Raw genomic sequence first — 14,088 nt, 5'->3', positions numbered from 1 at the left:
TGGCCGGCGCGCTACGACAGGCGCTGCTCGCGTACGGCAAAATCGCGTGGTCCTGGCGCCCGGAGCCTGTGCGTCAAGTCTTGCGGTGATGTTGCGGCCCGACCGGGTGCGCGCATCAGCAATCTGCGAGGCGACGGGGGCAATAGTGCATCGCTCCCCGGGGAGAGCGCGACATAAGCCGTTCCAACCACTGCGCAGGGAAGGCCGGGCATTTCGGCTGTACCTGTGCTTCCCCTGTGAGCGTCTATCCCAAGCATTTGCACAGGGGCCCATGGGTGCCAGTCGGTGCCCGGTCTTCCCTGCGCCCTTCCGTTTGAGGGGCGAGAGAGTGATGCAAAGCTCGGGCGCGAACGCGCCGCGGGATCGCGATGTGATGTCTGGAAGATGAAGGTGGGAGTGAGATGCGATGTATCGCCTCACGCATGCTGCGTTCCCTCCCCCCTTGCGGGGGAGGGCTAGGGAGGGGGTGGCCCAGGAAAAGGTCCATCCCGTAGTCGAGCAGATCGTGCGCGCGGGACATGCTCAATTGAGAGAGTGTGCCGTGTGGCACCCCCCTCCCCGGCCCTCCCCCGCAAGGGGGGAGGGAGCGGAGCGGAGATCGAGGCCGCCTTCGCCGAGACGGCGAGAATTGGATTCGTGGAGAGTCCCCCTCACCCGGAATCCGCGCTTTCAGCGCGCATCCCGGCCTCTCCCCGCAGGCGGGGAGAGGCGAAGAACGTCAGGCATACCGCCCGTGGCAATGCTTGTACTTCTTGCCGCTGCCGCACGGGCAGTCCTCGTTGCGGCCGATCTTGCCCCAGGATGCCGGGTTCTTCGGGTCGCGCTGGGCGGCGGAGACGGTGTTTGCTTGCGGGGCCAGGGTGACGTTGGCGAAGGCCATTTCGTCTTCGCCGGTGTCGGGATTGAGCTTGTGCGCTTCCATCGCGGGCAGGATGGGGGCTTCCTGCTCCGGCGGGATGATCTCGACCCGCATGAGCTGCGCGGTGACGGCCTCGCGCAGGTGGGCGCTCATCTCCTGGAAGAGGTTGAAGGCCTCGGTCTTGTACTCCTGCAGCGGATCGCGCTGGCCGTAACCGCGCAGGCCGATGACCTGGCGCAGATGATCGAGCATGATCAGATGCTCGCGCCAGAGATGGTCGAGCGTCTGCAAGAGAATGGTCTTCTCGACGTAACGCATCACGTCGGGACCCCACTGCGCGACCTTGGCCGCCATGTGCTCGTCGGCGCGGTCTTCGATGCGGGTGAGCAGCTCCTCGTCGGCGATGCCCTCTTCCTTGGCCCAGTCGTCGACCGGCAGATCGAGATCGAGCACGCGCTTCAGCTCCTCCTTGAGGCCCGCGACGTCCCACTGCTCGGCATAGGCATGCTCGGGCACGTGTTTCGTTACGAGGTCCTCGATGAAAGCGTGGCGCATGTCGGCGACGGTCTCGGCGACGCTCTCGTCCTTCATCAGCTCGACGCGCTGATCGAAAATCACCTTGCGCTGGTCGTTCTGGACATTGTCGAACTTGAGGAGGTTCTTGCGGATGTCGAAGTTGCGCGCCTCGACCTTCTGCTGCGCCTTTTCCAGCGCCTTGTTGATCCAGGGATGGATGATGGCCTCGCCTTCCTTGAGGCCGAGACGCTGCAGCATGCTGTCGAGGCGATCCGAGCCGAAGATGCGCATCAAATCGTCTTCCAGCGACAGGAAGAATTTCGAGCGGCCGGGGTCGCCCTGGCGGCCGGAACGGCCGCGGAGCTGGTTGTCGATGCGGCGGGATTCATGGCGCTCGGAGCCGATGATGTAGAGGCCGCCCGGCTTGTTCACGGTCTTGGCGGGCTTGGCGCCCTTCGCCGGCTCGATCTCGACTGTCTCTTCGGCCTTCAGCACGATCTCGCGGAAGTGCTCGATGTCGGCCTTGATCTGCTCGATCTTTTTGGCCTTCTCGGCCTCGTCCGTAATTCCGGCGGTCTCCTGCTGGACGCGCATCTCGAGCGAACCGCCGAGCTTGATGTCGGTACCGCGGCCGGCCATGTTGGTCGCGATCGTGATCGCGCCGGGCACGCCGGCTTCCGCGACGATGTAGGCTTCCTGCTCGTGGAAGCGCGCATTCAGCACCGCGAACAGCTTGGCCGGCTTGCCGGAGCGCGCCGCGGCATAGAGCTTGTCGAGCGCATGCTCCTTGCCGAAATCGATCTGCTTGTAGCCGTTCGCTTTGAGGAATTCGGCGAGCACTTCCGACTTCTCGATCGAGGCCGTGCCGACCAGCACCGGCTGCAGCCGCGCGTTCGCCCGCTCGATCTCGGCGAGGATGGCGCCGTATTTTTCCTTCTGGGTGCGGTAGACCTCGTCGTCCTCGTCGAGGCGCGCCACCGGCAGGTTGGTCGGGATCTCCACGACCTCGAGCTTGTAGATGTCGAACAATTCGTCGGCTTCGGTCGCCGCCGTGCCGGTCATGCCCGCCAGCTTCTCGTACATGCGGAAGTAGTTCTGGAAGGTGATCGAGGCCAGCGTCTGGTTCTCGGGCTGAACCGCGACGTGCTCCTTGGCCTCCAGCGCCTGGTGCAGGCCTTCCGAATAGCGGCGGCCCGGCATCATGCGCCCGGTGAACTCGTCGATGATCACGACCTCGCCGTCGCGGACGATGTAGTCCTTGTCGCGGGTGAACAGCGAGTGCGCGCGCAGCGCCTGGTTGACGTGGTGCACGACGGAGACGTTCTCGACGTCGTAGAGCGATTCGCCCTTGAGCTGGCCGGCGTCGCGCAGCATCGTCTCCAGCTTCTCCATGCCGCCTTCGGTCAGCGTCACCGTGCGCTGCTTCTCGTCGACCTCGAAGTCGGTCACCTTCGTAAGCTGCGGCATGAAGGTGTCGATGGTGTTGTAGAAGTCCGAGCGGTCGTCGAGCGGTCCGGAGATGATCAGCGGCGTGCGCGCCTCGTCGATCAGGATGGAGTCGACCTCGTCGACGATGGCGAAGAAGTGCGGCCGCTGGACCATGTCCTCGAGCCGGTACTTCATGTTGTCGCGCAGATAGTCGAAACCGTATTCGTTGTTGGTGCCGTAGGTGATGTCGCAGGCATACGCCGCCTTGCGCTCGGCATCGTCGAGACCATGGACGATCACGCCGGTGGTGAGGCCGAGGAAAGAGTAGATCTGGCCCATCCAGCCGGAGTCGCGGCGGGCGAGGTAGTCGTTGACGGTGACGACGTGGACGCCCTTGCCGGCGAGCGCGTTGAGGTAGACCGCAAGCGTTGCCACCAGCGTCTTGCCTTCACCGGTCTTCATCTCGGCGATGTCGCCCTCGTGCAGCACCATGCCGCCGATGAGCTGGACGTCGAAATGGCGCTGGCCGAGCGTGCGCTTGGCGGCCTCGCGCACAGTGGCGAAGGCCGGCACCAGGATGTCGTCGAGCGTCTTGCCGTCGGCGAGCTGCTGCTTGAATTCGGCGGTGCGCGCCTTCAGGGCCTCGTCGGAGAGTTTGGAGACTTCAGGTTCCAGCGCGTTGATGGCGTTGACGCGGGATTGGTATCCCTTCACCCGCCGGTCGTTGGCGGAGCCGAAAAACTTGCGGGCGAGCGCGCCGATCATGCCTAATTCCTGTGTTCGCGATTCAACCGCGTTGCAGCCAAGAGGTTGTCACCCAATTGCCTATCAACTCACCGTGACGCCTCGTGGAGCCAGTGCCCGGCCTGCGGGGGTCATCCGCCATATGGGTGGGAATTGAGCAAGTCTGGGTTCAACGGCCAAAAACGCAGCAAAATAAACGCCATCGCCATGGACGCGACCGGCCAGAGATATGGCCCGGTCGGAGCCTTGTCAACGGCGGGCGGCTTTCAGCTAATTCATCATTTTGACAGACTTTTCGCGTTGCCAAGCCCCCTTGATTGGGCGAGTGTCCGCCCCGCTCGAGCAGCCCCCTGCTTCAACATAAGGATTTTCCATGACCACTTCGTTCCCGGTAACCACCGGCCAGCGTTTCCGCCATGCCTCCGCCCTGGCCGGCTGCTTCGGCTTGGTAGCGTGCTTGGCGTTGACCCTGGCGTTCGCGGGCCCGCTCCGGGCCGCCGACGATCCGGTACTGGCGAAGGTCAATGGCGTTGAAATCAAGAAGAGCGACGTCGCCATGGCCGAGGAGGAACTCGGGCCGAGCCTCGCCCAGATGGACCCGGCGACCAAGGACGAGAACGTGCTCGCCTTCCTGATCGACATGAAGATCGTCGCCAAGGCCGCCGAGGACAAGAAGATCGGCGACAGCGATGAGTTCAAGAAGCGCCTGGCGTTCGCGCGCAACCGCCTCCTGATGGACAGCCTGCTCGCCGGCGAGGGCAAGGCCGCGACCACCCCCGACGCCATGAAGAAGGTCTATGAGGAGGCCTCCAAGCAGATCACCGGCGAGCAGGAGGTGCGCGCGCGCCACATCCTGGTCGAGACCGAGGACGAAGCCAAGGCGGTGAAGGCCGAGCTCGACAAGGGCGCCGATTTCGCCGAGCTCGCCAAGAAGAAGTCCAAGGATCCGGGCTCCGCCGACGGCGGCGACCTCGGCTTCTTCACCAAGGAGCAGATGGTGCCGGAATTCTCGGCGGTCGCCTTCGCGCTCGAGCCGGGCAAGATCTCCGACCCAGTGAAGTCGCAGTTCGGCTGGCACGTCATCAAGGTCGAGGAGAAGCGCAATCGCAAGGCGCCGGACTTCGACCAGGTCAAGCCCCAGATCGAGAACTACGTCACCCGCAAGGCCCAGGCCGACTATGTCGCCAAGCTCCGCGCCGAAGCCAAGGTCGAGCGGCTGGACCAGCCGGCTGCGGACGCGTCCAAGTCGGACGCCAAGCCGGCTGACGCGGCCAAGTCCTCCGACAGCAAGATGGCGCCGCCGGCGAAGAAGTGAGAAATCGCTGTCACTTCGCTGACGCCGATAGTATCTAAGCATCGTGATGCCCGGCCTCGTGCCGGGCATCTGCTTATCCAGACCCACCAAGGCGCCCCCGCGATGTCCTCCTCCGTCTCCCCGCTCGCCCCAAAGCACGTTCCCGACATGCCCGTGATCGCAGGCATCCGTCTTGCGACGGCCGAGGCCGGCATCCGCTACAAGAACCGCACCGACGTGCTGCTCGCGGTGATGGACAAGGGCACCGCGGTCGCCGGCGTCTTCACCAAATCGAAATGCCCATCCGCACCGGTGGAATGGTGCCGCGCCAAGCTCAAGGGCGGCAAGGCGCGCGCGCTGGTGGTCAATTCCGGCAATGCCAATGCTTTCACCGGCAAGACCGGCCGCGCGTCCACCGCGCTCACGGCCAAGATCGCGGCCAAGGCGGTCGGCTGCAGCGAGAGCGAGATTTTCCTGGCCTCGACCGGGGTGATCGGCGAGCCGCTCGACGCGACCAAGTTCGACGGGGTGCTGGCACGCCTCGCTGAGGCCGCCGAGCCCTCCGACTGGCTGGGCGCGGCCAAGGCGATCATGACCACCGACACCTTCCCGAAGGTCGCGACCGCGACCGTGAAGCTCGGCAAGGCCAAGGTCACCATCAACGGCATGGCCAAGGGCGCCGGCATGATCGCCCCTGACATGGCGACCATGCTGTCCTTTGTCTTCACAGACGCGCCGATCGCGCCGGCCGCGCTGCAGGCGCTGCTCAAGAGCGGCGTCGAGGACACTTTTAATGCGGTGACGATCGACGGCGACACCTCGACCTCGGACACGCTGCTGGCGTTCGCCACGGGTGCCGCGGCGGCGCACGGCGCGCCGAAGATCAGCCGCGCCAGCGATCCACGGCTAAAGGCCTTCATCAAGGCGTTTCATGGCGTGCTCGCCAATCTCGCCGAGCAGGTCGCCCGCGACGGCGAGGGCGCGCGCAAGCTGGTCGAGATTACGGTGGACGGCGCCAAGACCAAGGCTTCCGCACGCAAGATCGCAATGTCGATCGCCAACTCGCCGCTGGTCAAGACCGCGATCGCCGGCGAGGACGCCAATTGGGGCCGCGTGGTGATGGCGGTTGGCAAGGCCGGCGAGCCCGCCGACCGCGACAAGCTGTCGATCTCCTTCAATGGCATCCGCGTCGCCAAGAGCGGCGCGCGCGATCCCGATTACGACGAGGCGCAGGTGTCGGAGGCGATGAAGGCCCCGGAGATCGCGATCAAGGTCTCGCTCGGCCTCGGCAAGGGCCGCGACCGCGTCATGACCTGCGACCTCACCAAGGAGTATGTCGCGATCAACGGGGATTACCGGTCCTGAGTCTTCTCCCATGGCCGATCTCAAACTGACACTGGTGGTGGCCTGCGCGCTTGTAGACGCCGACAAGCGCGTCCTGATCGCGCAGCGCCCCGAGGGCAAGGCGCTCGCCGGCCTCTGGGAATTCCCCGGCGGCAAGCTCGAGCCCGACGAGCGGCCGGAGCAGAGCCTGATCCGCGAATTGCACGAGGAGCTCGGCATCACCGTCGCCGAGCCGTGCCTGGCGCCGCTGACGTTTGCGAGCTACGCCTACGAGACCTTCCACCTCCTGATGCCGCTCTACATCTGCCGGCGCTGGGACGGTCTCGTAACGGCGCGCGAAGGCCAGAACCTCGCCTGGGTCCGCGCCAACAAGCTGCGCGACTACCCGATGCCGCCGGCGGATATTCCGCTGATCCCGCATTTGATCGATTTGCTGATGTGAGGAGACCGCTAACGGGTCCGCGCCTCGCGCGGCCCGATGACAGACTCCGCGGTCGTCTCGAAGGATGGCCGCACGGCGAGAGTGGGGCCTGCATGGTTCGAGACGGCGCTCACGCGCCTCCTCACCATGAGGGTCAAGTCTTCCCTGCCTTCTTCACCGCCTCCGCCAGGCTCGTCTTCGCCGAGCCGGGCTTCAGCGGCTGCTGCTGGCTCGCGTGCGGCGCCCAGCCGGAGAGCCAGATGATGTCGAACGTCGCGCGGATACGGCCGTCCGCATCGGCGAAGCGCTCGGCGTAGATCTCGGCCATACGCAGCAGCGTCGCGCGTCGCGCCGGCTTGCGCCGCCGTTCGACCAGCACGTTGGTCGCGCCCATGCGCCTCAGATCCTGCATCAAGGCGAACGCGTTGGCGTAGCGCACCACGACGCGATCGACATCGGTGACCGGCAGCGCAAAGCCCGCCCGCTGCAGCAGCGCGCCGATGTCGCGTAAGTCAGCGAACGGCGCCACGCGCGGCGACACGCCGCCCTCGCATTCGGCTTCCGCCGCGGCAAAGGCCTGGCGCAGCTCGGTCAGACTGTCGCCGCCGACCATCGCCGCCAGCAGCAAGCCGTCCGGCTTCAGCGCACGCCGGATCTGCGCAAGCACGCCGGGAAGGTCGTTGACGAATTGCAGCGCCAGCGCAGAGACGACGAGATCGAGACTTTCGGGCGCGAAGGGCAGCTTCTCTGCGCCTGTCGCATCGAGTGCGATCCGCTCGATGGAAGGCAGCCGCGGACGCAGGGCCATCAGACCATCGCCGGGCGTCCAGAGGTCGGCCGCCGCGCGAAATTCGCGCATCACCGCGGCCAGCCGGTCGGACATGTCCTCATCCACCCGGTCGAGCAGGAAGCTGACCGGCCCTTGCGCCCGCGCGCGCTGTTGCCTCGCGTGGAGCAAAGCGCGATCGAACAAGGCGGGTGGATTTTGCGGGTTTTGAGCCATGTCGCTGGTTACGCCGATCCCTGTCGTTCTGGCAATCCGGTGCGTGCGGAGCTAGCCTTGCGCCTATGGAAACCGAAAGCGCCCCCTCCCGTTCCATCTCCGCGCCTCTGCGGGCCGCGTGGATGGCCGGCCGCCACGCATTGTCGCGCGCGGCACGGCTTGCGCTCGACATCGCGCTGCCGACCCTGTGCGTGTCCTGCCGCGAGCCGGTCGATGGTGAGGGCGTGTGCGCGGCCTGCTGGTCGCGGCTGTCGTTCATTGAACGGCCCTACTGTCCACGTCTCGGCATTCCCTTCGTCTACGATCCCGGCCCCGACATGCTGTCGATGGAGGCGATCGCGAGCCCACCGGCCTACCAGCGGGCGCGGGCGGCCGTGCGCTATGACGACGTCGCACGCACGCTGGTGCACGCACTGAAATATCAGGACCGCACCGATCTCGCGCCCGCGATGGGCCGCTGGATGGCGCGCGCAGGCGGCGAGCTCCTCGCCGGCGCCGATATGCTCGTGCCCGTTCCTCTGCATTGGCAACGAGCCTGGCGCCGCCGCTACAACCAGTCCGGGGCGCTCGCGCGCATCATCGCGCGGCAGAGCGGCGTGAAGGTCAGGGGCGACGTGCTGCGTCGGGTGCGCGCGACCGAGCAACAGATCGGCCTGTCGCGGGCCCAGCGCGCCACCAATGTGCAGGGCGCATTCCAGGTATCTGCCGACCTCCAGGCCGAGATCCAGGGCCGCCGCATCGTCCTGGTCGACGATGTTCTGACCTCAGGTGCGACCGCCGATGCCTGCGCGCGCGCCCTGCTCCGCGCCAAAGCCGCCCAGGTAGATCTGCTGGTCTTCGCCCGGGTTGTCGAGAGTGGGCCGCGTCCCATATAATTCAATGAAATTCATGACATGAGAGCGCCAGACGACATGACTGCTGCTGTCGAGATCTATACGAGGCCGGGCTGCGGCTATTGTTCCGCAGCCAAGTCGCTGCTGACCCGCAAGAAGGCGATCTTCATCGAATTCGATATCGCCAAGAATTCGTCGTGGCGCCAGGAGATGTATGACCGCGCGGGTGCTGGTGCGACGTTCCCGCAGATCTGGATCGGAAAGACCCATGTCGGCGGCTGCGACGAACTCTATGCGCTGGACCGCGCAGGCAGGCTCGACGCCATGCTCGAGAGCGTCAGGACGGTTTCATGAGCCAGAATCAAGCTCAAGATCGCAGCTTCACCGCCGCCATGGTGCAGATGCGCACCGGCCTTCTGCCTGAGCCGAGCCTCGAACAGGCGAGCAAGCTGATCCGGCAGGCAGCGGCAGCCGGCGCGAATTACGTGCAGACGCCCGAAGTCAGCAACATGATGCAGCTTAACCGCAAGGCGCTGTTCGAGCACCTGCAGAGCGAAGAGGACGACATTTCGCTGAAGGCCTATCAGGCGCTCGCGGCAGAGCTGAGGATCCATCTGCATGTCGGCTCGCTGACGCTGCGCTTCTCACCGGAGAAGGCAGTGAACCGCTCGTTCCTGATCGGGCCCGAAGGCAACGTGCTCGCGAGCTACGACAAGATCCATATGTTCGATATCGAGCTGCCCGACGGCGAGAGCTATCGCGAATCGGCCAACTATCAGCCGGGCGAGACGGCGGTGATCTCGGATCTGCCCTGGGGTCGCGTCGGGCTGACGATCTGCTACGACGTGCGCTTTCCGGCGCTCTATCGCGCGCTCGCGGAAGCCGGCGCGTCGTTCATCACCGTGCCGTCCGCCTTCACCCGCAAGACCGGGGAGGCGCATTGGCACGTGCTGCTGCGCTCGCGCGCGATCGAGACCGGCTGCTTCATCTTCGCCGCCGCGCAAGCCGGCCTGCACGAGAACAAACGCGAGACCTATGGCCACTCGCTGATCATCGACCCCTGGGGCGAGATTATCGCCGAGGGTGACGTCGAGCCCGGCATCATCATGGCGAAGATCGATCCGGCCAAGGTCGAGACGGCACGCAGGGCGATCCCCTCCCTCCAGCACGGCCGCCGCTTCGGCGTCGCCGATGCCAAGGCGGGACCGGACCATCTGCACCTCGTGCGGGGATCGGCATGATCCGCTACGCGCTCCGCTGCAACCAGCACCACGACTTCGAAAGCTGGTTCCAGAGCTCGTCCGCCTATGAATCTCAGGTCAGGCGCAAGCTCGTGACCTGCCCGATCTGCGGCTCAGCCAAGGTCGACAAGGCGATCATGGCGCCGCGCATCGTCGGCAAGAAGGGCCGTGGACCCGCCACGCCGCCGCCAGAGCCCGCCAGCACGACGACGCCTGAGGCTGCGCAATCCGGTCCGACCTCGCTGATGATGGCGCAGGAGCGCGAGCTGCGCGCCAAGCTGAAGGAATTGCGCGATCACATCGTGAAGAACGCCGACAATGTCGGCGAACGCTTCGCCAACGAAGCCCGCGCGATGCACTATGGCGACAAGGAGCACCGTCCGATCTACGGCGAGGCTTCGCCCGAGGAGGCCAAGTCGCTGATCGACGAAGGCATCGAGGTCTCGCCGCTGCCGACGCTGCCGGAAGATCGGAACTGACGGTCACGCTTCTCGTCATGGGGCATGACGGCGGCTGAGAGACTTACACACCCACCAGCAGCGCCACACCAATCACGATCAGGACGATCCCGAAAATCTCTCGCGGCGCGATCGGCTGATTGAACGAGTAATACGCCACGCCTTGCGCGAACAGCACCTCGATCAGCGCCAGCGTGCGAACATTGGCCGCGGCTGTCAGCGCGAAGGACAAGAACCAGAACTGCGAGGCGAAGGCGCCCATGAAGCCCGCGAGCAGCGACGGCTTCCACAGGCCGAGGATCGCCTGCAGTACCTTCGGCGCGCGCCAGAGCAGGTAGATGGTCAGCACCAGCGTCTGCACGAACAAGCCGAGCACCAGCGTGAATGACGAGGCCGTCACGAAGGACACGTTCGGCACCGTGATGATGGCACCGCGGAAGCCGACCGCGGACAAGGCGAACGCCGCGGCCGCGACGAGGCCGGTGATGGTCGGCCTCAACTCGGCAAAGCTCTTCCCGCCGTCCGGCCTGAGGGCGGTGATGACGACGCCGACGGTCGCGATCACGATCGCAAGCACCTTCAGCCAGGTCAGGTGATCGCCGAGGAAAATGAAGCCGAAGATCGCTGTCTGGATCGCCTCGGTCTTCAGGTAAGCCGTCGTCACCACGAAAGAGCGGTCGTTCATGGCGAGCAGCATCAGCCCGGTGGCGACGATCTGGCTGAGCGCGCCGAGCAGCAGCCACGGCCAGAACACGGCAGGCGGCATGCTGAGATGATCGCCGGAGGCGATCAGCACCAGGCCCAAGAACAGCACTGAGAACGGGAAGCCGAACAGGAAGCGGATATTGGTCGCGCCCCAGGTGCCCAGCGGCTTCGTGAGCGATCGCTGCATCGCATTGCGCGCAACCTGCCCGAGCGCGGCAATGATGGTGAAGGGAATCCAGAGGCTGGTGACGGTGAACATGGGGGAATGGCTGGGAAAGCAATAATCGTAGCCCAAACTGCCGAGACCGACTCAGGAGGTCAATTGGGGTCACGTCATAGGAGCGATGCTCCTGCCACAAACTCGGTGTCGTCCTGGACAAGCGAAGCGCCAGATCCAGGACCCATTACCCGAGGGGGTCGTTTGGCGAAGACTCGTGGTTACCGGTCTCGCGCCACAGCCTCTCCCTGGGGTAATGGGTTCTGGCTTTCGCCAGCACGACAGCTTTTGTTGTTGCTGCAGTGGGCATCTTGCAGGCAGCTCAGGGGATAGGGAGAGCGATCACACCATCCCTTCCGCCACCACCATGTAATTCACGTCCATGTCGGAGGAGAGGGTCCATTTATCGGCGAACGGGCTGTAGACGACGCCGGTCTGCTCGGTGATGACGAGGCGGTTGTCGAGCAGGTGTTTTGCGAGCTCGTCGGGGGTGACGAACTTGTTCCACTCATGGGTGCCGCGCGGCAGCCAGCGCAGGACGTATTCGGCGCCGACGATGGCGAGCGCGAAACTCTTCCAGTTGCGGTTCAACGTCGAAACCACCATCAGTCCGTTCGGCTTCAGCATCGCGGCGCAGCGATTGAGGAACATGCCGACGTCGGTGACATGCTCGACCACCTCCATCGCCAGCACGATGTCGAAGCGCTCGCGCGGGTCGATCTCCTCGACCGTGGTGCAGCGATAGTCGATGGCAAGATGCCCCTTGTTGGCATGCAGCCTTGCGGCTGCGATGTTGCTTGACGAAGGGTCGATGCCGATGACCTGCGCGCCGAGCCGTGACAAGGGCTCGCAGAGCAGGCCGGCGCCGCAGCCGATGTCGAGCAGGCGCAGGCCCGCGAGGCAGTTGAGGCTGCGCACGTTGCGCTCGAACTTGCGGCAGGCGGCGTCACGAATGTAGCCGAGCCGCAGCGGATTGATCCGGTGCAGCGGCGCCATCTTGCCCTTGGGGTCCCACCACTCCGCCGAGAGTTTCGAGAATTTCGCGATCTCTGCGGCGTCGACGGTCGAGCCTGGCTGGCCAGATGCGGTTGCGGAAGGATTTTGCTGCATGCTCATGAATACGCGCGGTCCTACCGCGTGGTGATCGAACTACGAAAGGCGAGCGGTGAGTCGACCGTCTTGATCGTCTCGATCCCCTCGCCGACGCCGCGAATCGTCACGTCGCCATAGTTGAGAATACGTCCAAGAATAGACTGGTTGACGTCGACGCTCTCGACCTTGTCCAATGCCATCTCGAAGGTGCGGCGCTTGATGAACCCGGTCTTGTGCACGACCCGCAAATTAGTCACGTCGGTCTCGGTCGTGAAGCGATGGAACCAGCCTTTCACCGTCCAGTACAAGGCGGCCAGCGCCACAAGGGCGGCGGCGACGAGACACAGCAGCACGAGGCCCTCGACAACGGTCTGCCGGGACAACACGAACAAGGCCAAAGCGACGATCCAGGCCACGATGGCCGGAAAGTAGAAGATCCAGTGCGCATTGGTCGAATACAGCACCTTCTCGCCGGGCTGCAGGATCTCGTCGATGTACCGCGCCATGATCTCGGTTAACCCATACCCCCGCCTGCCCCCGCAGGAACCCGCTTGCCCCCGGCCCCGCCCCTCTGTATACGCGCGTCGGGTGTCCGCGGCATCGTCTCGCGCGGGTCACCATACTTATCCTTATGAGGGAATGCACGCGTCGTCATGAGCCGCCTCGTGATGAAATTCGGCGGCACGTCCGTCGCCAACATCGAACGTATCCGCAACGTCGCACGCCACGTGAAGCGTGAGGTCGACGCCGGCCACGAGGTGGCCGTGGTCGTCTCCGCGATGTCCGGCAAAACCAACGAGCTCGTGGCCTGGTGCACCGAGGCCTCGCCTCTACACGATGCGCGCGAATACGACGCCGTGGTCGCCTCGGGCGAGCAGGTCACCTCGGGCCTGCTGGCCATCGTGCTCCAGGGCATGGGCATCCAGGCCCGCTCCTGGCAGGGCTGGCAGATCCCGATCAAGACCAGCGACGCCCATGCGTCGGCCCGGATCGAGGGCATCGACGGCGGCGAGATCATCACCCGCTTCAAGGAGCGGAAGGAAGTCGCGGTCATCGCCGGTTTCCAGGGCATCAACCCCGACACGGGCCGCATCACCACGCTCGGCCGCGGCGGCTCGGACACCTCGGCGGTCGCGATCGCCGCCGCCATCAAGGCGGACCGCTGCGACATCTACACGGATGTCGACGGCGTCTACACCACCGACCCGCGGATCGTGCCGAAGGCGCGCCCGCTCGACAAGATCGCATTCGAAGACATGCTGGAACTGGCTTCTCAGGGCGCCAAGGTGCTCCAGGTTCGTTCGGTGGAACTCGGCATGGTCCAAAACATGCCGATCTTCGTCCGCTCGAGCTTCGACAAGCCCGAGGATATCGACCCGCATGCCAACCAGCCGCCCGGCACGCTGATCTGCAGCGAGGAGGAGATCATGGAAAGCCACGTCGTCACCGGCATCGCCTTTTCCAAGGACGAGGCCCAGATCTCGGTGCGCCAGATCGAGGACAAGCCCGGCGTGGCCGCTTCGATCTTCGGCCCGCTGGCGGATGCCAACATCAACGTCGACATGATCGTGCAGAACGTCTCCGAAGACGGCAAGACCACCGATCTCACCTTCACGGTGCCGGCGGCCGACTATGCCCGCGCCAAGGACACGATCACCGCGGCCAAGGACAAGATCGGCTACGCCCGGCTCGACAGCGCTACCGACGTCGCCAAGATATCGGTGATCGGCAGCGGCATGCGCAGCCATGCCGGCGTCGCCGCTCAGGCGTTCTCGGCCCTCGCCGGGCGGAATATCAACATCCGCGCCATCACAACCTCCGAGATCAAATTCTCGGTTTTGATCGACGCCGCCTATACCGAGCTCGCGGTGCGCACCCTGCACACGCTCTACGGCCTCGATCAGGCCTAGACGAATTTTCTCTTAGCGGTCGC

General features: G+C 65.0%; 13 protein-coding genes. 8 read left to right on the top strand and 5 right to left on the bottom strand.

Features of this window, described 5'->3' with window-relative positions; all coding sequences use genetic code 11:
• Nucleotides 1-718: 718 nt before the first annotated feature.
• On the bottom strand, nt 719-3,568 hold the full coding sequence (gene secA / locus MTX21_RS27840) for a preprotein translocase subunit SecA (RefSeq protein ID WP_280967846.1): 2,850 nt from the start codon (nt 3,566-3,568) through the stop codon (nt 719-721).
• A 352-nt stretch (nt 3,569-3,920) separates the two neighbouring features.
• On the opposite strand from secA, the gene MTX21_RS27835 reads away from it, so the two are divergent.
• From MTX21_RS27835 to MTX21_RS27825, 3 genes are all read left to right on the top strand, one after another.
• Nucleotides 3,921-4,862: a peptidylprolyl isomerase gene (locus MTX21_RS27835; protein ID WP_280967845.1), complete on the top strand. Its 942-nt coding sequence runs from the start codon at nt 3,921-3,923 to the stop codon at nt 4,860-4,862.
• 102 nt (nt 4,863-4,964) lie between these two features.
• Nucleotides 4,965-6,206 (top strand): bifunctional glutamate N-acetyltransferase/amino-acid acetyltransferase ArgJ, encoded by a 1,242-nt coding sequence (argJ, locus tag MTX21_RS27830; protein WP_280967844.1) that lies wholly within the window; start codon nt 4,965-4,967, stop codon nt 6,204-6,206.
• 10 nt (nt 6,207-6,216) lie between these two features.
• Nucleotides 6,217-6,627 (top strand): (deoxy)nucleoside triphosphate pyrophosphohydrolase, encoded by a 411-nt coding sequence (locus tag MTX21_RS27825; RefSeq protein ID WP_280967843.1) that lies wholly within the window; start codon nt 6,217-6,219, stop codon nt 6,625-6,627.
• A gap of 133 nt (nt 6,628-6,760) precedes the next feature.
• Here MTX21_RS27825 and MTX21_RS27820 read toward each other — a convergent pair whose 3' ends face one another.
• Nucleotides 6,761-7,609, bottom strand: coding sequence for a methyltransferase domain-containing protein (locus MTX21_RS27820; protein WP_280967842.1), 849 nt, complete (start codon nt 7,607-7,609; stop codon nt 6,761-6,763).
• A gap of 65 nt (nt 7,610-7,674) precedes the next feature.
• Between MTX21_RS27820 and MTX21_RS27815 the strand changes: the two genes are divergently transcribed.
• The 4 genes from MTX21_RS27815 to MTX21_RS27800 are packed head-to-tail and all read left to right on the top strand — an operon-like array spanning nt 7,675 to nt 10,162.
• Nucleotides 7,675-8,484, top strand: a complete 810-nt coding sequence (locus MTX21_RS27815) for a ComF family protein (protein ID WP_280967841.1) — start codon at nt 7,675-7,677, stop codon at nt 8,482-8,484.
• A 36-nt stretch (nt 8,485-8,520) separates the two neighbouring features.
• A complete protein-coding gene (grxC, locus tag MTX21_RS27810; RefSeq protein WP_280971175.1) occupies nt 8,521-8,796 on the top strand; it encodes a glutaredoxin 3 in 276 nt (91 codons plus the stop codon).
• Nucleotides 8,793-9,683, top strand: a complete 891-nt coding sequence (locus tag MTX21_RS27805) for a carbon-nitrogen hydrolase family protein (RefSeq protein WP_280967840.1) — start codon at nt 8,793-8,795, stop codon at nt 9,681-9,683. The genes grxC and MTX21_RS27805 overlap by 4 nt, the downstream gene beginning before the upstream one ends.
• Complete coding sequence (locus MTX21_RS27800; protein WP_280967839.1) at nt 9,680-10,162, top strand: DUF1178 family protein; 483 nt, start codon at nt 9,680-9,682, stop codon at nt 10,160-10,162. Before MTX21_RS27805 ends, MTX21_RS27800 begins: the two co-directional genes overlap by 4 nt.
• Nucleotides 10,163-10,205: 43 nt before the next feature.
• Here MTX21_RS27800 and MTX21_RS27795 read toward each other — a convergent pair whose 3' ends face one another.
• The 3 genes from MTX21_RS27795 to MTX21_RS27785 form a co-directional block, all read right to left on the bottom strand.
• A complete protein-coding gene (locus MTX21_RS27795) occupies nt 10,206-11,105 on the bottom strand; it encodes an EamA family transporter (RefSeq protein ID WP_280967838.1) in 900 nt (299 codons plus the stop codon).
• 300 nt (nt 11,106-11,405) lie between these two features.
• Nucleotides 11,406-12,179, bottom strand: coding sequence for a bifunctional 2-polyprenyl-6-hydroxyphenol methylase/3-demethylubiquinol 3-O-methyltransferase UbiG (ubiG, locus tag MTX21_RS27790; RefSeq protein ID WP_280967837.1), 774 nt, complete (start codon nt 12,177-12,179; stop codon nt 11,406-11,408).
• Nucleotides 12,180-12,193: 14 nt separating this feature from the next.
• The gene (locus MTX21_RS27785) at nt 12,194-12,661 is read right to left on the bottom strand and encodes a PH domain-containing protein (RefSeq protein ID WP_280967836.1); all 468 of its coding nucleotides are present in this window, start codon (nt 12,659-12,661) and stop codon (nt 12,194-12,196) included.
• 147 nt (nt 12,662-12,808) lie between these two features.
• Between MTX21_RS27785 and MTX21_RS27780 the strand changes: the two genes are divergently transcribed.
• Nucleotides 12,809-14,065, top strand: a complete 1,257-nt coding sequence (locus MTX21_RS27780; RefSeq protein WP_280967835.1) for an aspartate kinase — start codon at nt 12,809-12,811, stop codon at nt 14,063-14,065.
• The last annotated feature ends 23 nt before the right edge of the window (nt 14,066-14,088 follow it).

Source organism: Bradyrhizobium sp. ISRA430 (assembly GCF_029909975.1).
Classification (GTDB): domain Bacteria; phylum Pseudomonadota; class Alphaproteobacteria; order Rhizobiales; family Xanthobacteraceae; genus Bradyrhizobium.
This window is presented reverse-complemented; position numbering and strand designations above follow the sequence as displayed.